30 protein-coding genes and 1 pseudogene are annotated in these 25079 nt (G+C 71.8%); 11 read left to right on the forward strand and 20 right to left on the reverse strand.

Annotated elements, in window-relative coordinates:
* Positions 1 to 2: 2 nt before the first annotated feature.
* The 4 genes from AB0G74_RS22210 to AB0G74_RS22225 form a co-directional block, all read right to left on the reverse strand.
* Positions 3 to 1802, reverse strand: coding sequence for a hypothetical protein (locus AB0G74_RS22210; RefSeq protein ID WP_361148855.1), 1800 nt, complete (start codon positions 1800 to 1802; stop codon positions 3 to 5).
* Positions 1799 to 2941, reverse strand: coding sequence for an AAA family ATPase (locus tag AB0G74_RS22215; protein WP_361148941.1), 1143 nt, complete (start codon positions 2939 to 2941; stop codon positions 1799 to 1801). The genes AB0G74_RS22210 and AB0G74_RS22215 overlap by 4 nt, the downstream gene beginning before the upstream one ends.
* 172 nt (positions 2942 to 3113) lie before the next feature.
* A complete protein-coding gene (locus tag AB0G74_RS22220) occupies positions 3114 to 3335 on the reverse strand; it encodes a hypothetical protein (protein WP_361148943.1) in 222 nt (73 codons plus the stop codon).
* A gap of 141 nt (positions 3336 to 3476) precedes the next feature.
* Positions 3477 to 4457 carry a hypothetical protein gene (locus AB0G74_RS22225; protein WP_361148857.1) on the reverse strand — a complete coding sequence of 327 codons (981 nt, stop codon included), beginning with the start codon at positions 4455 to 4457 and terminating at the stop codon, positions 3477 to 3479.
* On the opposite strand from AB0G74_RS22225, the gene AB0G74_RS22230 reads away from it, so the two are divergent.
* A complete protein-coding gene (locus AB0G74_RS22230) occupies positions 4449 to 4682 on the forward strand; it encodes a hypothetical protein (protein ID WP_361148859.1) in 234 nt (77 codons plus the stop codon). The two genes, AB0G74_RS22225 and AB0G74_RS22230, sit on opposite strands and share 9 nt — an antisense overlap.
* A gap of 22 nt (positions 4683 to 4704) precedes the next feature.
* On the opposite strand, the gene AB0G74_RS22235 is transcribed toward AB0G74_RS22230, so the two are convergent.
* From AB0G74_RS22235 to AB0G74_RS22310, 16 genes and pseudogenes are all read right to left on the reverse strand, one after another.
* The gene (locus AB0G74_RS22235) at positions 4705 to 5877 is read right to left on the reverse strand and encodes an MFS transporter (RefSeq protein ID WP_361148860.1); all 1173 of its coding nucleotides are present in this window, start codon (positions 5875 to 5877) and stop codon (positions 4705 to 4707) included.
* A gap of 128 nt (positions 5878 to 6005) precedes the next feature.
* Entirely contained in the window at positions 6006 to 7028 is a 1023-nt protein-coding gene (locus AB0G74_RS22240; RefSeq protein WP_361148862.1) for a hypothetical protein, read from the reverse strand.
* A gap of 75 nt (positions 7029 to 7103) precedes the next feature.
* Positions 7104 to 7454, reverse strand: coding sequence for a hypothetical protein (locus tag AB0G74_RS22245; protein WP_361148864.1), 351 nt, complete (start codon positions 7452 to 7454; stop codon positions 7104 to 7106).
* An 83-nt stretch (positions 7455 to 7537) separates the two neighbouring features.
* On the reverse strand, positions 7538 to 8275 hold the full coding sequence (locus AB0G74_RS22250) for a hypothetical protein (RefSeq protein ID WP_361148866.1): 738 nt from the start codon (positions 8273 to 8275) through the stop codon (positions 7538 to 7540).
* A 16-nt stretch (positions 8276 to 8291) separates the two neighbouring features.
* The gene (locus tag AB0G74_RS22255) at positions 8292 to 9068 is read right to left on the reverse strand and encodes a DUF317 domain-containing protein (protein WP_361148867.1); all 777 of its coding nucleotides are present in this window, start codon (positions 9066 to 9068) and stop codon (positions 8292 to 8294) included.
* A 31-nt stretch (positions 9069 to 9099) separates the two neighbouring features.
* Positions 9100 to 9549 carry a hypothetical protein gene (locus tag AB0G74_RS22260; RefSeq protein ID WP_361148869.1) on the reverse strand — a complete coding sequence of 150 codons (450 nt, stop codon included), beginning with the start codon at positions 9547 to 9549 and terminating at the stop codon, positions 9100 to 9102.
* 265 nt (positions 9550 to 9814) lie between these two features.
* Positions 9815 to 10336, reverse strand: coding sequence for a hypothetical protein (locus tag AB0G74_RS22265; RefSeq protein WP_361148871.1), 522 nt, complete (start codon positions 10334 to 10336; stop codon positions 9815 to 9817).
* Positions 10333 to 10758, reverse strand: coding sequence for a hypothetical protein (locus tag AB0G74_RS22270; RefSeq protein WP_361148873.1), 426 nt, complete (start codon positions 10756 to 10758; stop codon positions 10333 to 10335). The genes AB0G74_RS22265 and AB0G74_RS22270 overlap by 4 nt, the downstream gene beginning before the upstream one ends.
* A 273-nt stretch (positions 10759 to 11031) precedes the next feature.
* Positions 11032 to 11181 (reverse strand): annotated as a pseudogene (locus AB0G74_RS22275) (hypothetical protein); the annotation flags it as partial.
* Between the two features lie 87 nt (positions 11182 to 11268).
* Positions 11269 to 12780: an ATP-binding protein gene (locus tag AB0G74_RS22280; RefSeq protein ID WP_361148875.1), complete on the reverse strand. Its 1512-nt coding sequence runs from the start codon at positions 12778 to 12780 to the stop codon at positions 11269 to 11271.
* A 29-nt stretch (positions 12781 to 12809) separates the two neighbouring features.
* Positions 12810 to 13259: a DUF6238 family protein gene (locus AB0G74_RS22285; RefSeq protein WP_361148877.1), complete on the reverse strand. Its 450-nt coding sequence runs from the start codon at positions 13257 to 13259 to the stop codon at positions 12810 to 12812.
* A 59-nt stretch (positions 13260 to 13318) separates the two neighbouring features.
* Positions 13319 to 14785, reverse strand: a complete 1467-nt coding sequence (locus AB0G74_RS22290) for an SCO6880 family protein (RefSeq protein ID WP_361148879.1) — start codon at positions 14783 to 14785, stop codon at positions 13319 to 13321.
* Between the two features lie 107 nt (positions 14786 to 14892).
* Positions 14893 to 16296, reverse strand: a complete 1404-nt coding sequence (locus tag AB0G74_RS22295; RefSeq protein WP_361148881.1) for an ATP-binding protein — start codon at positions 16294 to 16296, stop codon at positions 14893 to 14895.
* Positions 16297 to 16331: 35 nt separating this feature from the next.
* Positions 16332 to 17015 (reverse strand): hypothetical protein, encoded by a 684-nt coding sequence (locus AB0G74_RS22300; RefSeq protein WP_361148883.1) that lies wholly within the window; start codon positions 17013 to 17015, stop codon positions 16332 to 16334.
* On the reverse strand, positions 17015 to 17323 hold the full coding sequence (locus tag AB0G74_RS22305) for a DUF6112 family protein (RefSeq protein WP_361148885.1): 309 nt from the start codon (positions 17321 to 17323) through the stop codon (positions 17015 to 17017). The genes AB0G74_RS22300 and AB0G74_RS22305 overlap by 1 nt, the downstream gene beginning before the upstream one ends.
* 74 nt (positions 17324 to 17397) lie before the next feature.
* Entirely contained in the window at positions 17398 to 18504 is a 1107-nt protein-coding gene (locus tag AB0G74_RS22310) for a C40 family peptidase (RefSeq protein ID WP_361148887.1), read from the reverse strand.
* A 536-nt stretch (positions 18505 to 19040) separates the two neighbouring features.
* Here AB0G74_RS22310 and AB0G74_RS22315 point away from each other — a divergent pair.
* The 10 genes from AB0G74_RS22315 to AB0G74_RS22360 all read left to right on the forward strand — a co-directional run bounded on the left by AB0G74_RS22315 (position 19041) and on the right by AB0G74_RS22360 (position 25068).
* The gene (locus tag AB0G74_RS22315) at positions 19041 to 19796 is read left to right on the forward strand and encodes a site-specific DNA-methyltransferase (RefSeq protein WP_361148889.1); all 756 of its coding nucleotides are present in this window, start codon (positions 19041 to 19043) and stop codon (positions 19794 to 19796) included.
* A 156-nt stretch (positions 19797 to 19952) separates the two neighbouring features.
* Positions 19953 to 20588, forward strand: a complete 636-nt coding sequence (locus tag AB0G74_RS22320) for a DUF4913 domain-containing protein (protein ID WP_361148946.1) — start codon at positions 19953 to 19955, stop codon at positions 20586 to 20588.
* Entirely contained in the window at positions 20585 to 21046 is a 462-nt protein-coding gene (locus AB0G74_RS22325; protein WP_361148891.1) for a hypothetical protein, read from the forward strand. Before AB0G74_RS22320 ends, AB0G74_RS22325 begins: the two co-directional genes overlap by 4 nt.
* Entirely contained in the window at positions 21043 to 21669 is a 627-nt protein-coding gene (locus tag AB0G74_RS22330) for a DUF3631 domain-containing protein (RefSeq protein WP_361148893.1), read from the forward strand. The genes AB0G74_RS22325 and AB0G74_RS22330 overlap by 4 nt, the downstream gene beginning before the upstream one ends.
* A gap of 41 nt (positions 21670 to 21710) precedes the next feature.
* Entirely contained in the window at positions 21711 to 22385 is a 675-nt protein-coding gene (locus tag AB0G74_RS22335; protein WP_361148895.1) for a hypothetical protein, read from the forward strand.
* Between the two features lie 45 nt (positions 22386 to 22430).
* Positions 22431 to 23156 carry a hypothetical protein gene (locus AB0G74_RS22340; RefSeq protein WP_361148897.1) on the forward strand — a complete coding sequence of 242 codons (726 nt, stop codon included), beginning with the start codon at positions 22431 to 22433 and terminating at the stop codon, positions 23154 to 23156.
* 163 nt (positions 23157 to 23319) lie between these two features.
* Entirely contained in the window at positions 23320 to 23676 is a 357-nt protein-coding gene (locus tag AB0G74_RS22345; RefSeq protein WP_361148899.1) for an SH3 domain-containing protein, read from the forward strand.
* 65 nt (positions 23677 to 23741) lie between these two features.
* The gene (locus AB0G74_RS22350) at positions 23742 to 24212 is read left to right on the forward strand and encodes a hypothetical protein (protein WP_361148901.1); all 471 of its coding nucleotides are present in this window, start codon (positions 23742 to 23744) and stop codon (positions 24210 to 24212) included.
* Positions 24209 to 24652, forward strand: coding sequence for a hypothetical protein (locus tag AB0G74_RS22355; protein ID WP_361148903.1), 444 nt, complete (start codon positions 24209 to 24211; stop codon positions 24650 to 24652). Before AB0G74_RS22350 ends, AB0G74_RS22355 begins: the two co-directional genes overlap by 4 nt.
* Positions 24653 to 24654: 2 nt before the next feature.
* Complete coding sequence (locus AB0G74_RS22360) at positions 24655 to 25068, forward strand: hypothetical protein (protein ID WP_361148905.1); 414 nt, start codon at positions 24655 to 24657, stop codon at positions 25066 to 25068.
* Positions 25069 to 25079 lie beyond the last annotated feature (11 nt).

Below are 25079 nucleotides of genomic sequence, written 5' to 3' on the forward strand. Positions count from 1 at the left end.
TTTCAGCGTGTCCTGCGGATGGCGTCCGTGGCTGCCGCGGCGATGGCGGCGGGAGCGCTGGAGGGCCGGGGCAGGTGCAGCAAGGTGGTCCCCGGCAAGTGGAGGGACTGGGCGGTGAGGGTGAGCTGGAGTACGGCGCAGCCGGCGGTCGTGAGCTGCTTGATGCGGGTGACGGCCGAAGCGGTTTCGGATCTGCTGTACCGGGCGTCGGTGACGATCACGAGGAGGCGGCCGGCGCCGGGGCGGCTGAGTTCGAGGCCGTGGTCGAGTGCGTCGATGGCGTCGCCGAGGTTGTGGTGGCCGCCGTTGGCGTCGAAATCCGTCACCCGTTCTGGTGCCCGGTGGGTGGGTCGGGTCAATGCGGTCAGGTGATGGTCATAGGCGATGGTGGCCGTGAGGGAGTCGGGGTCGGTCAGGGCTGCTGCGCGTGCCACGATCCAGGCGGCGGAGGCGACGGGCGCGCAGGCGGCACGCATGGACCCGGACACGTCGACGGCGATACCCACGCGCAGCGGTGGGGTGGGGGAGTTCCGGCGGCGGGTGTGGGTGAACGGTTCCGCGGTGGGGACCGACCCGGCCGCGCGCTGGGCGTCGCGGGCCAGGGCTGAGCGCATGTTGAGGCGGCCGGGCGGGGTGGGGCTGGTGGTCCGCTCCTCGGTCCGCTCGCGGTAGGCGGCGGCACGCAGGGCGCGGCTCAGGCGTGAGGCGGCACTCTGCTCGGCGGCGGTGGGCCTGCGGGTGCCGGTGACCGGGTTGTCGTAGGGCGCCGGTGTGCCGTCGGGAGCGACGGTGGTGCCACGGGAGTTGAAGACCGACTTGGCGGTGGCGGCGGCTTTGCGTCGCCGGCCGGTCCGCTGGGCGCGGTCCTGGGCCTGCGCCTTGGACTGCGCGGCCACGGCATCGGCCGCTGCGGCCTGTGCCGCGAGGTCGGCGGCGTCGGTGGCGGCCGCACTGTCCATGACGACCCCCACGGCGACGGACAGCAGATCGGCAAGGCCCTCCGGCACGGGCAGGGCGGGGGCCGCGGTATCCAGAGCGTCGCACCATTCTTTCGCGTGCGCGAGCATCGCCGTGGCGTCGTGGTCCGCGCACCGGTGGGCCGCGGTCCAGATACGGGTCAGGGTGGCCAGCAGCGGTGCGCCCAGTACCTTTTCGCACAGATCGGCGACGGCCCGGGTCTCGCCGCCGTCCAGGATGCCGACGTCACGGCGGCCGAGGATCAGGGCCGCCACGGATGCGGCGTGCTCGATACCCTGGAGGGCGGGGTGGGCGATGTCGGGCATGACCAGGGTCCGGGCACTGGTGCGCAGATACGTGCGGTCCGTGGGCCGCCTGGCCAGGTGTGCGCCTTCGACACGGCTCTCCTCCAGCAGGAGCGCGGCCTCGACGACACGGGGGTCCGCTCCGGCAGGCGCCGTCCAGACGGAGTGGGCCGCGTGCGCGGCCTCGTGGACGAACACGCCCCAGGCGGCGGGATACCGCTCCTCGTCGCCCACGATCCGCGGATGGATCTCGTGGGGCTTCAGCGGGGCGAACAGGCGGGCGTCGAACTCGACCTCGCCCAGGGCGGGGAAGAACGCGGCCGGTGCGCCGCTGCGCGTGCCGGGGCGGCAGGTGACGAGGAGGTCCTGGCGGCCGGAGAGGGCGACCAGCCGGTCGCCGAGTTCGGCTCCCACGCGCAGCCACGCGGCCGGGGAGGAACGGGGTTGCGCGGGCGGGGCGCCGTCGTCGTCCCAGCGCGCGAGGTCGGCGGCGTCGTCCCGGGTGGTGGCGGGGGGCTGGACGTGGTGGTGGGCGCTCATCGCGAGCGGCCCCGGTGTGCTGAGCCGGTGCCCGGGGGCTGCCGGGCGGCCGTGGCGGGGAGCTGCTTGCCGAGGGTGAGCGGCGCGACCTGTTGGACACCGGCGGCCTTGACGACGGCGTCGGCGACGGCGTCGCGATCCTCCACAGGAGCGATGCCGACCAGGTTCGCGAGCGCGGCCTTCGTGCCGAGAACGGCCTCGGTCTTCTGGTAGCTCAGCAGTTCCCGCAGTTGGGGGGCCCAGCCCAGCTCGCCGAGTTCGACCTGGCGGGCGAGGTGCCGGGCGACCCGGACCACCCGGGCATCGACCCTCAAGGCCAGGGCGAGGTCATAGTCCGTGCCGACCTGGATCTGCACGCTGAACCGGCTTGAGAGCGCCTCCGTCAGCACCGCGCCGTGGACGCCGGGATTGTGCCCGGCCACCACGTAGAACCCCGGCTCGGCCTTGATCGTCTCGCCCTTGTGGGCTTTGACCTGGATCTGCCGGCGCCCGTCCATCGCGGGATACAGCGCCGCCAGGACCTTCGGTGAGACCAGGGTGGCATCGTCGATCAGCAGGGCGCGGCCCTCGGTCATCGCGGTGACCAGCGGACCGTACTGAAAGACATAGCCTCCGCCGTCGGCCTGCGTGTACTCGCCGATCAAGTCGCCGACCGTGGTGTCGCCGTCACCGGCGACGGTGAGCAGGTCCGGGAACGCGGCCTCGACCAGACTCGTTTTTCCGGTACCCGGCGGGCCGTAGAGCAGCACCGGCACATCGGCGTCCCGCAGGCGATTCAGCGCCTCGACGTCAGGCAGGTCAGCCAGCTCCCGGGGATGGTAGAGCTGGCCCCCCGCGCGGCGGATCGGCCCGCTCCGTTTGGGCGTTGCTGCCGCGGGAATCATGGTGCGGGACGTGGCCGCCGTCTGGGCGCGGGGAGCGTGGGTGCCCGGCGGGCTGATCACCGCGGACTGCGCGGCAGCGGCGGTCTTCGCATTCGCGCGGAACGACGGTTGCCCGGATCCGCTCTGGCCGGCCTCGCCGCGCCGCACCAGGGTGAGGGCGGCGTTACGGACCGCGCCGTGGGAGTGGCCCAGAAGCCGGGCCATCTCCCCGATCGTGAGCGTGTCCGTCGGCCGGTCGGCCAGCAGCCGGGCCACCTTGGCCCGCAGTTCGCCGCCCTTGGTGCGCGCCGGACTGGCAGGCGGTCCGGGTGTGGTCAAAACGAAGTCCCTTCAACAGGTACGGATGTGGCCGGGGTTGGCGATGCACTGGAGAGGCCGGCTGCTTTCGGAGCGGATCACGGACAGTGGCGACCGGGTCAGCCTGCGCCTACCGGCCGACCGAGGGCTCGGTACAGGTGCAGGGGATGGCCGGCGACGCACAGCTCGCCGGGTGCCGAGCAGGCCCGTGCGCCCGCTCCGTACCGGGTTCCGTCGCCCGGCAGGCGCAGCCCGGTGCCTCTTCGAAGCCGTCCCGGAGCAGGATCCGCCGGGCGGCGGCGTTGTAGCCGGTGGTGGTGATCTCGCCGGTGATGGAGTGCCGGATCGGCATAAACGGCTCTGCTGGTGCTTCGGACAAGCTGGGTCTCCTATCGGTGGTGGCGGTAAAAGGGCGAGGTGTTGGACGAAGGCGGGAACGAAGAGCCGGAGTACGGCGCCGCGCCACGAGTCGCTGATGCCCGGACCGTGGGCATCAGCGACGGTGCGCGGGCATCGTGGCGGGTGGTGCCGCGACGGGGAGCGTTGTGGGAGTGGCCGGGTGGCCGGTGCCGGGAGGACGGTGGGCGTGCCGGGTCCGGTGGGGCGGCAGTACGGCCACGGTTGAGCTCAGGTCGTCACCGGCCTCCCTGAGTTCGGCGGTGAGAACGGCGAACTGCCGGGACAGGGCACCGAGCCGCCCCGCCACGCGCTGGGCGTGCTGGGTACCCAGGGCCTGGGCGAACTCCGCACAGACGCTGACGAATTCCTCCAGGCGGACCAGCTGGCCGCGTGAGAGCCCGTAGCGGTCGACGGCGGTCTCGATCGCCTCCGCCACATCCGATGCCCGGCGGGCCTCGCGGACGTCCTGGATCAGGGCCTGGAAGCTCACTTCCGCGGAGTGGACACGCTCCGCGTAGGGGGAGGCGCTGGGGTGCAGCACGCCGGGCGGAACGGGGGGAGGGCTCGCGCCGATGGCCTCCAGCTCGTCCTCGTAGTGCCCCAGGACCTGTACGTCCGGGCTGTCGAGGTCTCCCGCGAGGGCCACCGCCGTGAACGTCTCGTCCTCGTGCTCAAGGACGGCGATGGTGATGAGCCGCTGGTCGGCGTCGTACCAGGACTCATACGGGGTGAGGCGGCCGGAGGACCGTGCCGCCCGGGCTATCTGCGTCCACTCCCGTAGTTCGTCGCTGGACAGCGCGGTGGCCGCAGGCGCAGCTTGGTGTTGGTCGGCCAGGTCGCAGGCGGTGTTTGTGTGCTCGGCCCATATCACGAGATGGGGCCACATGGCCTGCTGCGCGGTGCGGGCGGCCTCGCTGCCCGGCTCGGAGGCTGCCTGGGACAAGATCTGCTCGATCTGGTCGGCCGCGTACTGGAGGTCGTCCAGTCGCGCGGACCATTCGGTGTGGTACCGGGCGGGCGGCAGGCTGTCCAGTGCGCCGCGGGCCGCCGTGAGCAGTGTCCCGGTGTGCTGCATGAGGATGGTCCGGTAGACCTCGGAGGCGGCGTGGTCGCGTTCGGCGACTGCCTCGGCGGCGGCGCGGGCGTCGATGACGGCTCCGTGCCGGTTGCGCAGGCGGTCGAGAACGGACTCGCAGCGCAGGTGTATGACCGAGAACCGCAGGGCGAAGTCGCGGGCTCGGCTGACGGCGCCTGCGGACGGCTGGGGCGAAGCGGGGATCTGTGCCTCCTGGGACAGTAGTTGAGGGACGGTCCGTGTGGGTCTACGCGCGTACGTCCGGCGCCGTGTGTGTCGGTGTGCGGATGGCCGCGGCGAGGGTGAGTGCGGCGCCGAGCGCGGGAAGGACGGGTCCGCCGAGAGGGTGCGCGGCGAGAGCGCCGCCCAGGGCGGTGCCCAGAGCGTGTCCGGTGCCGCCGGCGAGGATGAGCCACGCGTACGCCTCCGCCCGCCGTCCTGCCGGGGCCAGCCTCTGCACCGTGAGGACGACGCTGGTGGTGACGACGGTGTGGAACAGGCCGGGCACGGCCATGGCCGCCACGGTGACACCGCTCGCCGGGTGGTGGTGCGCGGCGATCAGGGGGACGAACCAGGCCACTTGGAGCGCTGCCGCGCCGGTGACCAGGTGTCGTCGGGTGCTTGCGCGGTGGAGGTGGCGGGCGAGCAGGATGCTCCCGGTCAGGGCGCCGAGGGAGAAGACGGCCGGTATCAGTCCGGTGAGGGCGGCGTCGTTGTTCTCGTCGGCGAGCCGGACGGCCCACACGTTCATCGCGCCGGTCGCCAGGCCCGTTCCGGTCAGGACGGCGACCAGGCCGCCGAGCCAGGCCGTGAGCAGTTGTCCGGACCTCCGTACCGGGCGGCCGGCCGGGTGCCATGACCGTGCCGGGACGGAGATGAGGACGCCCGCCGCGCCGGCCAGCCCGAGGGCGGCGGCCGCAAGGATCGCGGCGTCGGGGCCGTGCGCGGCGGCCAGGCCGCCGGTGAGGAGGGGGCCGGTGATGAAGACGAGGCCGGAGCACGTGCTGTCCAGAAGGACGGCGGCCCGTCGTTCTGCGGGGTCGGTCAGTATCCGGGGCCACAGGGCCCGCAGGCCCGCCTCCAGAGGGGGCGCGGTCAGCGCGGCGAACACCACCACCGCCACGGCGACGGCCCGGTGCGCTCCAGCGGCTTGCGGGAGGGCGAGCAAGGTGGCGGCGTGCAGGACGGCGCCCGGTCCGGAGACCCGCACGGGCCCGTACCGGTCCAGCAGCCTGCCCTTGCCCGGCTGGGACAGAGCGGCGGTCAGCGAGTAGACGGCGCCGAGCAGCCCGCCGGTGGCGAGCGACCCGCTGGCCGTAGTGATCAGCAGGATCACCGCTATCGGCACCATGACGGTGGGGAGACGCCCGACCATCGTGGCCGTCAGCAGCCGGACGACATGGGGGCGGGACAGGACCACCCGCAGGGGGCCGCGCGATGGGGAGGGCGGTTGTTCGGCGGAGCGTGGCGGAGAGATGAGGGGGCTTTCGAGTCGGGAGGGGAGGGTGGGGCGGTGCCCGTGCGGTATCGGCCGGCTGCTCCGGGGTGTTACCTCTGCGGGTGTGATCCGGCTGCCTGTCCAGGAAGTCCTGGGGGCAGTGCCGGGGCGGTCTTTGCCGGTGGCGGTGTGTCGGCGAGGTGGGGATCGAGCGTGTCGATCATGTCGGCGATACGGGTCCCGTGTTCGAGCCACGCCTCCAGTACCCGGGCTGTCCGCCTCACGTCTGCCGGTATGCCGGCACCGAATACTTCTTCGGCGCGGTCGAGGGCCGCGGCCGACTGTCCGGACAGCGGCCGGGTTCCGGACCCGCGCAGATGTTGGAGCAGGTAGGGCACGTGCTGGCTTGCACCGGCCGCCAGGGGGAGCAGGTCGGGCCATCCTTCGCTGGCCCGGGCCTCACGGATCCCGTTCAGCACGGTGTCCAGCATCCGCCGGTGGCCCTCGACCAGGGCCCGGTCGTAGGAGGGCAGCAGTCGCCCGGTGACCTGCGCCCGCGCGGCGGGAATGGTTTTCGCGGAGATGCTGGCGGGCTGGCGTACGTCGAGGGAGGGGAACTCGGAATGTGGGGCGATCGCACCGACGAGGACCGTGTCGTCCCAGGGCCGCGCCACCACCACGAGCTCGCGGCCGGCGTGGTCGGAGAAGAATGCCGCAGCGGGCATGTCCCGGAGGTGGGACCTTGTGGCCACAGGCAACGGGCCGCCGGGCACTGACCAGGCCCGGTCCAGACTTTGCCGGGCATCGGAGTGCGGGAGCTGGAGATGGCCCACGGCCAGTTCCCACGTTCCGGGAAGCCCCTGGGCGATGCGGCGCGCGGTGTCACCGATGAAGGGCCGGTCGGTGGTGCCGACGCGGGCCCCGAAACGGAAGGCGACGATATGCAGGTTGTCTATGGCCCGGCGGGCCATCTCGGGATCGGACAGGGGAAGGGTGTGGATGCCCTCGTAGGTTTCCTCGAATGCGGCAAGGTCGAGCACAGCGCGGGCCCAGTCGTATCCGGGACCGGCGGGCACGGCGACGAGCCCGTCCTCGGGGCTGAGGTGGAGGGTGATCTCAGCGCTGGTTGGCAAGAGGTACTCCGGAACGGTTCGGTGGCGAGGGGCACCACGGCTGGGCCGGTGGCGTCCGCGACGGCGACGGGACGGTCAGCGGCTTCTGCCCGCCCGCCGTACATCGGCTGTGGCTGCGGGTGCCGGGGCGGGTGGTGGCACGGGGGAGGCCGTGGTGGTGAGTTGGGGGGAGCGGGTTGTGGCGGCGCGGGCGAGCCGGGTCTGCCGGGCGGTGGCGAGCAGCTCCGGCAGATCGTGCTCGGATGCCGGGTCGAGGGTGTAGTCGGCGTGGACGGTGAACCCCTGGACGCGCAGGTCGTGGACGGCCTGGCGGGCGCGCCGTGTGCCGTCGCGGCCGGGGTCGGTGAGCCGGTAGAAGCCGGGCCGGTCGGGCACCGTCTCGAACTGCTCGCGGGTCAGGTACCAGTCGGCGAGGTGGGCGGGCATGTCGGCCCGGGCGGACGCGGCGATCCCGTATTCGGGATGGGTGCCGATATGGAACTGGGAGAGCAGGATGCCTCCTTGGACTTTCAGCGGTGGCGGGTGGGCCCGGAGGCGGGCGGCAGGGCGGGGACGGTGCCGGTAGCCGGGAGCGGGGCGCTGCCCGGGGCATGCACGCGGGTGTGGTGCAGCAGGGCCTGCTGGTAGGCGGACAGGTATTCGATGATCTCGGCAGCGGCCTGGCGGGGGTCCTGGGGCAGGACGATGCTCGTCGGCGCGTGAGGATCTTCGAAGTTGTCGTCGAACCCGTCGGGAGCGAATGCCCCGGCGACGTACCCGGCGGGGTGGCCTGGGCGCTCGACGATCAGCAGATCGACGCCCGCGGCCGGGTTGGTGAGCTTCGCGGCGTGGGTGACCTGCCCGGCTTGAACGGCGTGGATCAGGTCGCCGGAGTCCCACAGCCACGGCACCAGGTCCTCCTGCCACACCGGGTGGCTGTAGACCTCGACGGCCGTGACCCACGGTCCGGGGAGCTGGCGGGCGATAGTGCCGGCGACGTCGCCGAGGTAGGGACGGGTGCTGGTAACGACGGCGGCCCGGTGCCGGCGGGCGAAGTAGACCAGTGTGGCGAACGCGAGCTCCGCTGCCTTCCGGTCGGCGGCGGGACGGGTGTAGACCCCGTTTCCGGTCCGCTGCCATCCGGCGGCCCGCAGGGCGGTTTCGGCCCACTTGTACTGCTCGCCGGTGGCGACGGCGGCAATCTGTGGACCCTCGCGCAGGGAGAGGGCGATCCGGGCGGGCGGCGTCGAAGCGGCGTGGGAGGTCAAGGCCCTTCTCTCCGTTTCACCGTGCCTTCGCGCTGCCCTGGGCGGGACCCGGGGGCTGGGGAGGGAGACCGGTAGTGGTTTGCGCGGGCTTGGCGGGTACGGGGCGGGTGGTGATCAGGGGGGCGAAGGCCGGATGCCGGGCGAGGCCGGCCGGGCGGATGAGCGGTTCGGGCGACAGGGTTTGTTCGAGTGCGGAGGCGACGACGAACAGAGGGGTGTCGTGGGTGAAGGACACCGCCCACAGGGATCCTGCGGGGTGGGTCGCGAAGAGGTGCCAGGCGATGGTCGGGTCGTCGCGCAGTGGTGGGGCCGGGTCGTCCGGTGCGTGCTGAAGCGCTGCGGCGTATCCGTCGGTAGACCTCATGCCGGCGACGCCCGGGCCGTGGACGAACTCCCAGTCCCCGGCGTCAGCGAGCAGCGTGATCGGCTGTTCCGGGACGGCGGCGATGTCGTAGACCAGATGGTCCGGATCGGTCTCCAGCGCGGTAGTGATCGTGGTGGTGAGCGTGGTGAGGATTTCGACGGGGGTGTTGCCGGCGATATCGGCCCGCCACCGGACCGGGGCGCCGGGCCCGGTGCGGGCGGTGATCACCAGGTGCGGACCGAAGCTCTCGGCGGCCTGGTCGTGGCGTACGACGATCCGCTCGCACGGGCTGGTTACGACCGCAGTTGGCCCGTCGGTGTGGAGGGTCCAGCCGGTGTTCTCGGCGAGGGCGTTGAGGTGGTCGCGGTGATCGGAGGGAGGGCTGGCCGCCAGATAGCGCGGGCTCACCTCGTACAGGTCTTGGGACACAAGGACTCCAGGAGGCGGGGGGAGAGCTGGTTCACCGGCGGGCGGCTCGGCGTTGAGGGGCGCCTTCGGCCGCTGGCGGTGTGGCGGACGCGGGCGCGGGGGCGGGTGTGGGCTGGCGGTCGGCGAGGGGGGCGGGTCGGCCGGGTGCCCAGTGGGCGGGGTTGTCGCTGATGAGGGACAGCGGGTCGGTGTCCCAGTCGACGAGGGGGCCGCGTTCGTACGCCGTGACGGCGATGACCTCGATGCCTTCCGGGTGAAGGATGTAGCCCCATTGCAGGTCCGTGTCGGCGGCCGTGGTTTCGGTGACCGTCATGCGGACCGGTGGTGACCCGTCCGGGGTGATGAGGTGGTCGAGTGTGCGGCTGGGCCACACTTCTCCGCCGGTCAGGAGGGTGAGGGTCTGGACCGGGGCCCCGTTGAGGAGGTCGCTGCCGAGTTCGTCCCAGCCGACGGCGACGTCGTCCACGAGATGCCGCGTCATGACGGTCAGGTTCCGGCCGAAGCGGTACTGGAATGCGGCAAGGAGCAGGGGGAGTCTGGAGGCGGGGGCGCCGTCGAGGTGCACGTAGATGCCGGTGTACCCGTCGGGGGTGGGGCGGGCAATGAACGAACGGGTCGTCAGAAGGCGGCTCCGGATGGTGAGGGTGGACTGCCGGCCCGGTGGCCCCGGCCCCGGTGGGCGGATTTCGGGGTCCGGGGCCACCGGCGGCGTCGCGGGCGTGGTGCGGGTGCTGTTCGGTGCCGGGTCAGGCTGCGAAGAGCCCGGGCTGGTCGGGTTCTTCGGGTTCGTCGTCGGTGTCGTTCCAGCCGAAGGCGGCGCGTTCGAGGTCGATGAGGCGGACGATGCCGGTGTGGGTGCGGAAGGCGTCGGTTCGCTGGTCGACGTAGTCCTGGACCTCGTCGTCCGCTCGGTCGACGCGGGCGCGGTTGCGCCTGGAGAGGCGGCTCCAGGCCAGCAGGTCGGAGTCGGTGGCCTGGTCCATCCACACCCAGACGCCGTTGCCGGGCTTGATCAGGTCCCGGGGGTGGAAGAGCGTATCGGCCCGCCGGCGCCGGGGGTTGCGCTGCTCTCCGAATCCGGTGACGAGGCTGCTGGCCAGCTGGCCGAGAGCGGCCGTTTTGGTGTGGTGGTCGAGGTCGTCGCTCGTGAGCTGTTCACGGACCGCCACGGTGAGTTCGCGTTTGCTGACCCGCCCGTCGGCGTCGGTGAGTGCGATGGCGCACTGCTCGACGATCTGCTGCAGGCGGGTGTTGGTGGTGGGTTTCACGGCAGGTCACGCTCCTGCCAGACCTGGTCCATTTCCGTGAGCGCGGTCATGGCGTGGGCGATGGTCTCGCGGGTGATGGGCGTACCGGAGGCGAACGCGGGGTCGTACCGGATGAAGGTCCTCGTTCCGCGGGCCTGGGCGAGGGGTGGCACGATCTCCTCCAGCAGCCGGGTCGCGACCCGGCGCTGCCGCTTGTCCTCCTCGACCCGCGCGGTGCGCTCGGCCCACGCCCCGGCGAGCGTCAGGTCGCCTTCGACGACCCGGTCGGCCAGTTCGGGGTCCTCCTCCCGCAGCCGGGCGAGCTGCACCTCGGCGCTGTTGGCCTTGGCCTTGTTCTCCTGCGCGGTGGCGTATGCCTCGTTCAGTCCCATGGCGCCGGCGATGACCGGGTCCACGAGATGGGGGGCGTGCTGGAGGACCATGCCGGCCCGGCCCATGACGGCGACGGCGACTCCGAGCTGTTCCCCGAGGGAACGCGCGGTCTGTTCCCTGGAGGAACAGCGCTCTTGTTCCCCCAGGGAACGGGCCTTGACCGAGATCATCGCGGCCTGGCCCTTGGTGAGGCTGCGGCGCCGGAGGTTGACGGACAGGACGTAGATGTCGGGGTCGTTGCCCTCATAGGTGATGAAGGCCGGTTCGACGTGGGCCTGTTCGCAGGCGGCGAGCCGTCCGCGGCCGTCGAGAATTCGTCCGTGACTGTCCAGGACGATGGGCTGCAGCAGTCCGTTGTCGCCGATGTCCTGGGCGAGGGCGGCGAGGTCGTCCTCGTCGAGCGGCGGAAGGAGGGATGTGGTGGGGTGAGATTCTATGTTGTGCTCCTGTGGCGGTGTGATCAGGCTTGGCAGGGCTGGGTGTGGTGTCGGTGTCTGCGGGTTTACCGTGGGTTGTCCGGGCGGTTCGGGGTGCCGGGGGCTTGTTCGTCCGGCGGGGTTCTAGTGCATGCGGGCGTCGGTGTCGAAGAGCTGTCGCTCGTGCGGGTGCAGAAGATGTTGAACGATGAATGATCGTCCGGCGACGCGCCAGAGTCCTCGGCCGCGGTTGAGGTGGGCGATGGCCTGGGTTTCGACGGTGGTGAGGCCGAGGAGGCCGGCGGCTGCCTGTAGTTGGTCGGTTTCCTGGCGGTAGATGATGCGGGTGGAGCAGTCGGCGAGGAGTCCTTCGGCCAGTGCGCGTCCGCGGGATCCGGCGTCGCCCGCGGTGAGGAGGTCGGACAGCCGGTGGATGACCATGAGGTTGGCGATGCCCAGTCCCCGGGAGAGTTTCCACTGGGACTGCATGCGCTGGAGGAGGCCGGGGTGGCGCATGAGGCGCCAGGCTTCGTCGTAGACGATCCAGCGCCGGCCGCCGTTCGGGTCGGTGAGCGCGCTCTCCATCCAGGCGGAGGCGCAGGTCATGGCGAGGACGAGGGCGGTGTCGTCGCCGGATCCTCCGAGCCGGGAGAGGTCGATGGTCAGCATCGGCGAGCCGGGGTCGAAGACGGCGGTGGAGGGTGCGTCGAACATGCCGGCGAGGTCGCCGTGGACGAGACGGCGGAGCGCGTGGGCGAGGTCGCGGGCGGCGTCGCCGAGCCGTCCCGACAGGGCCCCGCCCGCGATGTCCAGGAGGCCCGGGTTGTTGAGGGTGGTGGCGATGTCACCGAGCAGCGGGGCCCGTCCGGTTGCGGTGGCGTGGGAGACGACGGCGTCGAGGGCGACGTCGAGAGCGGTGTGTTCCATCGGGGCGAGGTCCCGTCCCAGGACGGTCCGGGCCAGTGAGCCGAGGAGCAGCAGGCGGCGCTTGCGGATCTCGCCCGCCCACTCCTCCTCCGGAACGGACACCGGACGCGGGGCGGCGTCCAGCGGGTTGAGCCTTCCCGGGAGGCCGGGGCCGAGGGCGATGGAGGTGCCGCCGAGCGCGGCGGCGACCGGCGTCCATTCCCCCTTCGGGTCGCAAGGGACGTATACGCGGTAGCCGAACGCGATCGAGCGGAGCGCGAAGCTCTTGGCCAGGGCCGACTTGCCCTGTCCGATCACGCCCGCGAGCAGGATGTTGGGGTTGGTGAACCCTTCGATTTTCCCGTAGAGGGAGAACGGGTCGAAGGAGAAGGCGGCTTCGGCGTGGACGTCGCGGCCGATGTAGATGCCGTCGGCGCCGAGTCCGCCCTCGGCGAGGAACGGGTACGCCCCGCTGGCGATGGCGGTGGTCATACGGTGTGCGGGGAGCTTGAGCCGGGATCCGCGGGCCGAGGCGGGCCCGGGCCGTCCGGCGAGTCCGTAGAGAGGTGGGGGCAGTGGCTCCTCGGCCGGAACGGTTCCGTGGTGGGCGGTGGCGCGGTCTCGGGCCTTGGCGGTGGCTTCGGCGAGCTGGCGGCGGGCCTTGCGGCGGCTGGACCGGTTGGTGCCGTGCGGGGTGAACAGCGGGGAGGCGGAAGCACGGCGGGCTCGGCGGGCGGGCCGGTGAGGCATCGGGTTTCCGTTTCGGCGGTGCTGTCCGCTCATGAAGCCGGGGCGGTATGGCCGTGGAGCGGTGTGTGGTCGGCGGGGGTGGTCTTGCGGCGGACGACGTGGCCGGTGGCGAGGTGCCGGTGGCAGATCGTCAGGAACGGTGGGCCCTCCGGCAGCCGCCGGGGCTCGCAGTCGCCACCGGAGGCGGTGCTGGTGCTGGTGCTGGTGGGGAGGGTGTGGAAGGCGTCGTGCACGGCAGCGCCGGCCTGCCAGATACGGGTGTGCGCGGTGGCGAGCAGGCGGCCCGCGGCCGGATGCGGGGGCCGGGTGGTGGCGGTGAGCTTGTCGAGGAGCTGGTGGAGGGCGGTGAGGTGGGCGTGGAGGGTGTCGAGATGAGTACGGTCCGCGGACCGGTCCGCGCCCGTGCGGCTGTGGTGGCGCAGACCGGCGGTCGCGGCCCGCAGGAACGGCAGCCCATCCGGGGGTGAGGGTGTGGTCAAGGTGTCCTAACGGCCGAAGATCCGGGGGAGGTCGGAAGCAGACGGCGATACGGGCATGCTCACAGGGCGATGCGGGCGAGAGGGAGGGCGCTGGTGGTGAGGGCGGCGGGCTGCTGGTAGTCCAGGCGGCGGAGGTCGACCTGGGCGGATCCGGCGGCGGTCTCGATCTGCGCGCACGCGGCGTCGAGGAGGGCGTCGGTCTCCGCGGACACGGTGAGCAGCCCGGTCAGGTCGACGTCGGCGTGCCCGGCGATGAGCTGCCGTTCGCGGGCCTTCGCGTCGGCGTACTCGACGCTGTCGGCCTCGGAGTCGACCATGCCCCGCCTCCTGCGCTCGTTGGCGTCGGCGACGATGCTGGCCTTGGTGCGCTGGACGTCCCGCAGCGCCGCCTCCAGCTTCTGCGGCACGTATATAAGGGAGAGGCTGCGTCGCACTCCGGCGGAGAACATGAGCCCGTGCAGGAAACCGGGGGAGGTTTCGGTGCGGGGCCAGTTCTCGATCCAGTAGGTGGCGTGCCGGGCGGTGTCGGTGATGACGCGGTCGTGTTCCTCGATCTGGACGACGGGCCCGGCGGCGGCGGGGTCGGCCTCGGCCTTCCCGCTGTCGGACCACTGCTGGAGGCGGGCGAGCGAGGCCGGGTCGTAGGTGGTACGGATCACGGCGGCGATCTCGTTCGCGGTGAGCCAGCCGGTCACGGTCAGCCCGGCATTCCGGACGGCCTGGGCGACGGAGGCGGTGGTCTGCTCCAGCACGATGAACGCACCCGGAAGCCCGCCGCCTGCCTGGTTGATGAGGCGTTTGGCGGCGCGGAGGTCGAGGGAGATCGCGAGGTACGCCTCGTGGGGGGCGGCGGCCGGGCCGGCGGCGGCGACGAGGTCCGTATACACCTGCCCGGCGACGGGGGTGTCGGGGTGGCCGTGCCGGGTCCAGTGCCGGGCGAGGGTGTCGCCGGAGTCGGGGACGGTGCGCTCCAGGACCTGGACCGCCGCGATGTTCCCGTTGCGGGAGATGCTCGCCAGGGCCCTGCCCCAGCCGTTCACGTTGGCGTTCTGGGTGGCGGGGTCGAGGAGAGCGAAGGCGCGGGAGGAGGCGCGGGCGATGGCGGTGAGGGTACGGCGGTGGGGGTCGTAGACGGCGGCTGCTTCGGAGCCGTGCGGGGTGACGACGCGCAGCGATGCGCTGGTGCCGGGGAGGTGGAGGACACCGTCCTGGCGGGGGCGGGAGACCGGTCGGGCTAGCCACAGGGTCTGTCCGGTACGGCGGCGGTAGGCGTAGCGCAGGATGACCGGTGCCCAGTCGACCAGGGACCGGCCCCGGCGGCGGACCAGGACGAGGGCGGCGACCGCGGCCCACACCGGGGCGAGAGCCGCGGCGCCGGTCAGGCCGGTGGACACCACGGTGACCATCAGCAGGGCGAGCGCGGCGGAGGTGAGCAGGAGCTGGGGCAGGGACAGCCCGAGGAGGATCCCGCGCCGGGAGCGGTGCGGAAACTTGACCGTGAGCGGGGCGACAGCGGTATCAGACAAGGAGGGGAACCGTTCCGGAGACGCGGGGCGGACAGGGGGCGGAGCGCCGGGGGCGGAACACCGGAGGTGGTGGTGTCCCGCCCCCTGCCGCATGTGAGGCGCGGGGGTTAGTCGCCGGTAGGTGACGGGCCGGCGGCCGTGGGACCGGCCGCCGGGCGGCCGGTGCTGTCCGGTGCGGGCGGGGCGCCCTGCGGGGGCGGCGACGAGGCACCGGTCCCCGGCAGGGACTCACCGGGAGCGCGCGTGTTCACGGCGGGCTCGGTCGCTCTGGGCCCGGGCTGGGCGCCGGTGGGGTCGGACTCTCCAGGGCGGTCGTCGCTGGTGGCGGACCGTACCGCCTTCTCCAGACCCTGGACCGCGGTGTCGGCGCCCGGCGAGAGACCGCCGGTCCCACCACTGCTGTCGCCCTGCTGCTCTCCGCCACCGGTGTTGCTGGTTTCGCTGCTGGTGGGCATGGAGGTGGAGGCGATGTCGCCGGGAAACTCCGGAACGGAATCCGGCCCGTGCGGCGCGGCGCCACCGGCTGCTGCTCCGGCTCCGCCGGTCGCTGCCGTCGCGGCGGCCTTCCGCGCGGCCTGCTCGGTGTACTGGCGGGCGACTTGGGCACCGGCGCCGCCGGCGCGGTGGATGGATTCGCCGTCGGTGCCCTCGGCCGCCCAGTGCACGAACTTGAACGTCGCGTACGGGGACAGCAGGACGAGGCACATGATGACGATGCCGGCCATGACGTCGGCGAGAGCGGCGATACCGTCCTCGGACTGGGTGTTGCCCATGGCGGATGCGCCGAGGAGGAAGATCACCGTCATCACCAGCTTGGAGACGACGAGGGTGGCGGTGGCCTCGATCCAGCCGCGGCGCCACCTGCGGGTTGCTTCCCAGCCCCCTCCGGCCGCCGCGAAAACGGCCAGGGTCACGAGGACGAGGATTCCGACTTTGCGGACCATCATCACGCACCAGTACAGGAACGCGCCGATCGCGGCTCCGAGCGCGGCGAAAGTCGGAACGAGCCAGCCGAGTCCGGACAGGGCCCCGATTTGACTGACCTTGACCATACGGCGTACGGAGTCCTCGACCGAGGTGTTCGCGGCTCTGAAGAGTCCGTCCGAGAGGGCGTCGACGACTTCGATGGCGACCGTGGTCAGGGCGATGGCGGTGAACGCGAACAGCACGCCGCTGGCCGTGCCGGTGAACGCCTGACTGAGGGCCTGGCCGTCGCGTTTCATCGCGGCCCGCACGAGCTGGGCACAGAACGTGGCCACGAGGACGACGAGGCCGATGGGCAGCAGGAGTTCGTAGTTGTCGCGGAACCATCCGGCGTTCAGGTCGATGCTGGTGGTCGCGTTGACGGCGTCGGCCGCCAGTTCCGCCGCGGCGGCGGCGAGTTCACCCGAGCTTTTGGCGATCCAGTTACCGATGCCCTCGGTGATGGCCTTGCCGGGATCGGTGACGAAGTCGATCGCGTCGGCTGCGTCGCAGATCTTGTCCGCGACCGGGAGGGAGCAGAAGTCCACTGAACCGGGACCTCCTTATCTGTCAGGTCAGTGGGCTAAGGGGCAACGCGGGGCGCGATCGACACCAGGCCGCAGTACGTGCTCGGCCGGCACTGGACGGCGAGAGTGACCGCACGGTCCTCCGCGCCGCCCCCGCCGTCCTTCCAGCCGATGGTCTGCTTGCCGGTGACCGTGACCGCGTAGATGTACGCCTCGGTCAGCGCCGCCGGGTCCTCGGCCAGTGCCTGCTTGAACGTCGACGGGAACTTCGCGTCCGTGACCGTGGCTGTGGCGTGCTGGGCGTTGTCCCGCATCCGCGACCACAGCACCGGATCCGGCACCTGGGACCGGATTCCGGGCCAGTCGGTGTACTTGGTCTCCGGCGACATCCAGCCGCGCATCCCGGCAAGCTGCTGATCACGACTGGTGGTACGGGTGTCGTACGACCAGAGCATCCCGGCGGCGGCCCGGGCGTAGGCGAGGGGATCGTCGAGCCGGGGCGGGGCCGCCACCGAACCCGTCCCCGGTACCGGCGGGCCGAGGCGGTCCTTCGTGGCCGGGGCGCTGCTCGCGGCAGCGGGGGTGGTGGTGCGGTTCTGGTCCTGGTCGCCGGTGGTCCAGGCGACGAGAGCGGCGAGCGCGACCAGCACGGTGATCGCGACCGCGACGGCGGTGATCCGCCGCCGGGGCGACCAGTGGCCGGTATGGCGGTGGAGCGCGGAGGTGCGGGATGGCTTCATTAGTTGACCTGGGTCCCCAAGTTGCTGAAGAACTCGACCACACCGTTGGCGGCGCCGAGGCCGAGCGCGGCACCGGCGCTCACGAGGGCGCCCTTCTTACCGGTGGACTCGGCCTGGTGACCGCCGGAGTGGTGGCCCCAGGCCCACACACCCAGCGATACGGCCAGGGCGCCGACGACGGCGACGATGCCGAACAAGTTGATCGAGGAGACGACGTCCTTGAGGACATCCAGACCGGGGAGACCACCGGCGGCCGGCTTGATACCCGGATCGAAGGCGAGATGGGCCACACGGCCGGAGACGGACATGGGTATGACGGCACTCCTTGCATACACAGGCCGTTGACCTGTGGGAATGTGAGCGGAAGGGAAGAGGGGAGGGGCTAGAGGACGCGGCGCACGGTGAGGATCGTGGTGTCCGCGACGGGCTCGATGCGCACGACGGTCCCGGTCCTGGGGGCGTTGATCAGCAGCCCGGAGCCCATGTAGAGGCTGACGTGTTCGGGGCGGACGGCGGTGCCGCGGGAGAAGATCAGGTCACCGGGCTGCAGGGCCTTCGCGGAGACCGCCGTGCCCTCCTTGACCTGGGTGTATGTGGTGCGGGTCAGGGTGACCCCGGCGGCGGCGTACGCCTGCTGCGTGAGGCTGGAGCAGTCGCACCGTCCCATCGGGTCCGGGCCGCGCGGGTCAGTACAGTAGCCGCCCCACTGGTAGGGGGTGCCGAGCTGGCCCATCGCCCAGCGGATCGCCTTCTGCGCCCGCGGGTCGGCGTCCTCCGGGATTTCGTACCCCTTGGGCACCGTGCCGGGCGGGATCGGCCCGAACTCGGCCCCGTTCTCCCCGGGCACACACCCGGAATCGGGGCTGGTCCCGTCCGGGGTGGTGCCGCCTTCGGGCAGGACGGCGACGATCGCTGTTTGCAGGGCGCGGGAGAGCGGCTCCCACTGGGCGTAGGCGTCCGGGTATCCCGAGCGCTGGACCGCCTGGGCGGCCTGGGTGATCGTCATCGACTCCCACCCCGCCACCTTCAGCAGCCCCTCGTAGAACTTCGTGGACGCGTAGACGGGGTCGCGTACCTGTTCCGGGGTTCCCCAGCCCTGGCTGGGGCGCTGCTGGAACAGGCCGAGTGAATCCCGGTCGCCGTAGTTGAGGTTCCGGAGCCGGGACTCCTGGAGCGCGGTTGCCAGCGCCACGACCTGACCCCGCCCCGGCACCTCCATGGAGATACCGGTGGCGACGATCGTCTTCGCGTGGGGGATCTGCTCGTCGGGCAGCTCCAGGCCCTCGATCCGGATATCGGCGTCCGCGCCCTCACCGCCGAGGATCGCGGCGACCTGTTTGGCCACCGCCGCGGTGTCGACATCCGAACCCGGCACACAGGACGCGGCGTTGACCGCGGCGCCGCTTCCGGCCGCGGCCACGACAGCCACGCCAGCGATCAGGAGAGGGGAGAGGCAGAACACACCGACGGCGGCAGCCAGTCCCTTCAACCGGATCCGCCTCCCGAACGGCGGTCGGCGGTCGGCGGGCGGATGTCCGGCGGTTCAGGGCATGGGGGTGTCACGGATGGTCCTTTGGTGAGGTCCGGCCGTTTTGTGTCCGCGTCAGCGGTGGGAAGGGGGAGGCGGCCGGTGATGGGCGATTTCGGGGCCTGCACGGGGATGCGAGTTGCCGCTCGCAGCCCCCGCCGAGGGGGGAATCAGAGGTGCTGGGACACGGAGCCTCCGTGGACAGGGAAAAGGGGGGTGGGGTGGGCAGCAGCGGTGTTCGCCGGCCCGGTTCCAAAACTCTAGGGCCGGATCCCCGGTTGGCGAAGTAGTTCCCGCGCGGGACCTGTCACCCGTGGATCGGGTCCGGTGGCGATAGCGGTCAACCGGGGATCGTGCCCTACAGTTTTTGTTATCCCCCAGCACGCCCTTCCACGGTCATGCGCGCTTCTCCCTGCCCGCCTGCCGCCCGTGGACTCCTTGTGCGGCGCCGAGGGGGATTCCCCCACCCTGTTCCCGACCGATTCCGGGGTTCCCTTTTGCCTTTTTCCCTCCACCAGGGCGACGCCCTGACCATCCTGTCCGGGCTGCCGGACGACAGTGTCGATTCCGTCATCACCGACCCGCCGTACAACTCCGGCGGGCGCACGGCGAAGGAGCGCACCGGCCGGACCGCGCGCCAGAAGTACACCTCCGCGGACGCCGGGCACACGCTGCCGGACTTCACCGGCGAGAACATGGACCAGCGCAGCTATGGCTTCTGGCTCACTCAGGTCATGACCGAGGCGCACCGCCTCACCAAGACCGGCGGTACCGCGCTTCTGTTCACCGACTGGCGTCAGCTCCCCGTCACCACGGACGCGATCCAGGCGGCGGGCTGGCTGTGGCGAGGCGTTCTGGCCTGGCACAAGCCCCAGGCCAGGCCCCAGAAGGGCCGTTTTAAGCAGTCCTGCGAGTTCATCGTCTGGGCGTCCAACGGTCCGATCGACGGGGCTCGGAACCCGGTCTATCTGCCGGGTCTGTACTCGGCGTCGCAGCCCTCGGGCAAGGACCGCAAGCACATCACCCAGAAGCCCGTGTCGGTGATGCGCGAGCTGGTGCACATCGCTCCGCCGGGCGGCACCGTGCTCGATTTCTGCGCCGGCTCCGGTTCGACCGGGGTCGCGGCCCTGCTGGAGGGCCGCGACTTCATCGGCGTCGAGAAGACCAAGCACTACGCGCAGATCGCCGCCGACCGGCTCACCGAAACCCTGCAGCAGACCCGTACCCAGGACGAGTTCGTTCTTTCCGCCTGACACAGCCAGACCGTGCGGCACGGGCCGGAGGTATTCGCGATCCGGCCTGTGCCGTACGCGCCGGTGTTGTAGCAATCGATCCCCGGCTGGTGAAATCGGGGATCAAGGAGACCTGAACTTTTGGCTGACCCCATAGACCCCCTCGACGAAGGGGAGATAGAGCCCATTCGGTTTCCCGAGTCCGGCCTGGAGAGTATTGAGGCGGATGTACGCAGGCTCTTGGACCGCACGGCGGAGCAGGCGCGGCAGCTCGACAGCCTCTCCGCCGTCCCCGGGGGTGATTCCGTCCTAGGCAGCGGTCCCTCACCGTTCGCCGGCTTCGGTCTCCCAGCGGGGTTTCCGGGAATGCCGGGTATGCCTCCGCCGCCACCTCCGCCTCCGGAGCCGAAGCCGATCCTCGAACTCGACGGCGAGGCCCTTGAGGACGAGGTCGACGCTCTGACGGACTGGGTCGACGGCTTCCTTCTGCCCGCCTACGGGGCGGAGGTCACCACCGCGGCGCCGTGGTGCGACCGGTGGCAGGAGCACCAGGACGTCACCGCATGGCTGCACGCCCTGTGGATGGCCTACCAGCAGCACAAGGAGCCCGATGCCGGGCTGTCCGGGATGCTGGTGTGGCACCGCGACTTCCTCACCCACACCATGGCCGCCGTACGGGCTCCCGGCGGGCCGCTGTCGGCCTGTATGACCGATCCGGACCGGCCCGCCCACCGGCTGCTGCCCGGACCCAAGCCCTCCACCCGCGCCCCGCGGCCCGCACCGGCGGACCGGTCCGGGGAGAGCAGCTCATGACGGCGATCTCGGGGCTCAGCCTTGACCCCCGGCTGGTCACCGACCTCCTGGGCGCGCCCGAGGCGGTACGCGAGCACGCCCTCGCCCGCCTGCCCGAGCTGACCACCGGCACAGCACCGGGCGGAGTGCGGCTGCCGGGCGGGCTGTCCGGCCTCCGCGAACTGCCGCTCGGCGACGACGCCCAGTGGGGCCTGGTGTACATCCAGCGCCCTGCTCCGGCGGCCTCCGCGCACCGTACGGAGGTACATGTCGTGGCTGTCCGGCCCGCCGGTCCCCGGCTGCACGACACGGCCCGCGCCCGCCTCGGTCGCACCCGCCCCCTCGGCGCTATGGCCCACGCCTCCCGCACCCGCTCCCCCCAGCTGCCGCCCGGCCACCGGGCGACCCCCGCACGCCCTCCGCTTTCGCGGCCGGCGCTTCCCCTTTCCCCGCCCACCCCGAGAGGTCCCGTACTTTGACGAACCCGTTCCCGTTCCCCACCGATTTCGATCTTGTTGCCGCCGCTGTGCTCAGGACCCCGCTGCCCCGCGAGCTGCCCCGTCACCGGGCGGTACTCGACGCCGCCCTGACCGTCCAGCGCCTCGACGCGCAGCTTTTCGGACCCGACAGCCCCGCCGAGGAGGAGGTCCTGGCCGATACCGATCTGGCCGAGGAGATCACCGGCCTCCTCGTCGACCGGCTCACCGCCGGACGCCAACTGGCACTCCTGCTCTCCGCAACCTCCTGCCCCTGCACCGCCTCCGACGACGGCGCGGACGACGCACCGGATCCCAGCGACGAGGGGCCGGAGTTTCTTTCCCGCCCTGCCGGGCCGAAGTCGCCCGGCTTTCTGGATACGGCGCTCGGGGTCTTCGCCGCGTTCGGGAACCCCGACGCCCTCGCCTCCGCCGACCTGGTGGACGCCCTCCGCACCCGGCCCGGTAGGGCGGAGGGCCGCTGGCGCTACGCCGACCTCACCCCCGCCCGCCTCGCCCAGCTCCTGGCCCCGTACGAGGTCCGGTCCCGCGATGTCACGCTCCCCGACGGGCGCCGCCGCAAGGCATACCGGCTCTCGGCGCTTCTGGCCGCCGCGGACCGTTGACCCGCCACGACCCCGCTACGAAACCCTCCATTCGTACCCCGGTGCCGAAGGCGCGAACCGATCTCGACCACCGGATCGAAGCTGCTGCGGGCCGCGGCGTCGACACTCTGTGGGAGCAGCGGGACCGCAGCCTGCTGGACGGCCCGCTCGCCGCCCTGGTGGACGCCCACCGCGCCCTGGCTCAGGCCGAGACCGGTGTCACTTTCCACCGCGTGCTGCTCCACCGGTTGACCAGCGGCGAATGCTGGATCGACGAGGTACTGCTGGACCGCATCCACCGTACCGTCGGCCAACTGGAGGACGCGGTCGCCCAACGGGACGGTCTCCGGACCGCGGCGCTGGTGACTCTGGCACCCGTCGAAGCCGCCGCCCGCACGGCGTCACCCGAGACCATGGCAGACCTGTCGCCACAGGATCAGGGCGCACTCCTGGCCATCGCCCGAGGCGCCCGGCTCCGCGAGCATCTCCTCACCCAGCGGGTATCGGTGGCCACCGCGTCCGGCACCCGCATCGGTTCCGAGATCCTCCGGCGCTTGGAGGCGTCCGGGCTTGTCGAAATCGACACCACCCACTCGCTGCACGCCGGGCAGCCCGTGACCCTCACCGACGCTGGCCGCGCCGTCCTCTCCGCGCCCCGCCCACCGGCACCACCGCCCGCCGCGCCATCACCGCGGGCGGGCACCTGGCCGACCCCGGCCGCACGCTCCCGCCACTGAACCGCACCGCCTGGGCCCCGTTGCCCGGAGGCCCTTGGGAGGCCCATGCCTGACGATCCGGATTTCCGCCTCGACGGCTACAAGGCGGCCAGCCGACAGATCGAAGAAGACTTCAGATTTTTCGCCGCCTCTGCATTCACCACCTTCGCCGACCATCACACCGCCGGCTCCCGGCACAGCTACTACGTCCTTCACGACGAAAGCGCCGCCGAGGGCTTCCACGGCGAGCCTCAGATCGTCGCCCTGTACATCCAAAGGGATCCCGGGGCAAAGACCTTCCACTTCCAGAGCATGGCCGTGCCCCTGCCTGCGATGGCTCAGTCCTGGCTGATCGCCCGCGGCTGCGCCAAGACCGGCATCGGTCTGAGAGCAGACACGGGTATGTCCTCACCGGCCGACGACACCACCCGCGCCCTGGAGGAGAGACTCGTAGACGACGGCGATCATTTCGCCCTCCTCGCCAGCCATACCGACGACACCTCCGACTCCCCGGAGATCACCGTGCTCCTGCGCGCGGTGAATGCCGATCCGATGCCGTTCCGGCTCCTTCACCGGCGCGTCGACACCATCACCCTGACGCACACCCTCCGCGAAGGCCGCTTTCCCACCTACGAGGCCGCTGAAGCCTGGTGGACAACCCACTGGCGCGGCTCAGCCCCGGGCCTTCCCGCTGCCCCTGCCAACGCCAACCGCCTCACACAACGGCCGCCCGCCCCCGCGCCGGCCGCCCGCCCCCGCGCCGGCCGCCCGCCCCCGCGCCGGACTCGATGACCCGGCCCCGCGCTCGTACGCCCCTACGGCCCGATGGCGGCGAAAGGTAGCACCGCATTCCCGGTTCGTGAAACCGGGGATTCTCCGGACTCTTGAAAGTGCCCGACGGTAATACCTCTCCGGGCCGATTTCCGCATTCCACAATCCTGTTGGGAGATCCTTCATGCCTGCACGGCGTATCACTGTCACCGCCGCGGCGCTGGGCGCGCTCGCCCTGCCTCTGTTCTCGGCCCCCACGGCAGCCGCCGGCGCCCCGGCCGCTTTCCCGTCGACCGTCGCGACAGCCGTCTCCAAGCCGTGTGAGCGGCCCGGACGGTGGGTGATCGACGCGAAGGCCGTGACCATCCGCTCCAAGGCGACCACCTCCTCGACCGCCGTCGGAATCATCTACCCGCACCATGCCTTCACCGTGCACAAGAGCAGCGGCGGCTGGCACCACATCACCGACCGGGCCACCGGGGTCAAGGGCTGGGTCAGCGGAAAGTACGTCTACCGCACCGTCCGCATGTGCCTCAACTGAACCCGTCAGAAAGATCTTTCCCCAGCTCACCCGAGTCCAGCCAGCCGAATGGTGAAAGGAGTTCCGTGGCCGACGACGCCGGGGTGATGCGCGTCTTCACCCAGCAGATCGAGGAACGGTTCGGAATGGGCCTGCCCTCGCTGCGGCGTGCGGTCGCCGTCGCGCCGCACGCGAGTCCGGCGGCGGTGGAGGTCGTGCGCTGGCACGGCCTCCTGGCCACCGCCCAGAGTGCGCTGGAGCGCGCCGAGGACGCGCTCGTCGCCGTTCTGGACACCGTACCCGGCGACCTGGCGGAGGATCACGACCGCATCATGGTCTTCGCCACCCGGGTCAACGAAGCCGTGGGCCTCCGGGACGGCCGCGCGTCCGTCCTGCGTTTCCTTCTCGACCCCGATACGCCGGACACGTATGGTCCCGCGGCCTGGCGCGGCGCGGTACCCGCGCACCGCCGCCCGGGGGAGCCCGAGCTGCGGACCACCGCCCCGTCCCTTCCGACAGCGCCGTCGGCACCGGCGCGGCGGGGGGCTGCCCGGTGAGCGTGAGCGACCAGCCCAGCAGCCAGGACCCGGCGCTCGAAGCCGCCTTCGGTGCCCCGGTCCACCAGCTCTATGCCACGGCCGCCGCCCCCGGAGCGTCTCCCGCGCTGCGGCGGGCCCTGGAGCTGCGGTCGTTCCTGGTGCTGGCGGAGGAGCAGGTGGCCCAGGTCCGTGACCGTGTCCACGCAGCCACCGACCCCGGCGTTCACCAGGACACCCTGTCCGCGGACGCGCTCCGCTTCGACGCCGAGTGGCTCCGCGCCGCTCTGGAGGCCCGCGCCGGCTACCGCAACGCCCTCGACGGCTTGCTGCGCACCATGCCCCGCCCCACTCCGGCGGCCGGGAAGGTTCAGTTCAACCAGCCGCGGATCACGATGGCCCTCCCGCCCGCGCCCCCTGCACCCGCCCGGAGCGACGGGACGACGACGGTCCGGACATAACGATGCGCGAACCCGATCCGACCGCCGCCACCCTCGCCACCCGCATCGAGGAGCTGTACGGGCATCCGCTCCGCGTGCTTGAAGCCCACTCCACCACAACCCCTCACACCAGCATGCTGGCCGCCCTCATCGGCAGTCTGACCGATCTCCAGCTCGCCGAGCGCAGCATCACCTTCCACCGCGACCGCCTGCTGCAGCTCGCACATCCGGAGCGCTCGATCGGCGCCTTCGACGCAGGGCACCTCCTCGACAACGCCCGCCGCATCAGCGAAGCCGTCGCCGTACGCGACGCCCACGCCAAAACGCTCAACGCCGTCCTGCAGAGCCTGCACCGCGCCCCCGCCCCGGCGACGGAAACACCACCCGCCCTACCGGCTCCACCACCGCTGACCGTTCCCTCCGCACCGACGCGCTGACCCCGCCCCCC

Origin of the sequence: Streptomyces sp. NPDC020875 (assembly GCF_040641415.1) — a bacterium.
Taxonomy (GTDB): Bacteria; Actinomycetota; Actinomycetes; order Streptomycetales; family Streptomycetaceae; genus Streptomyces.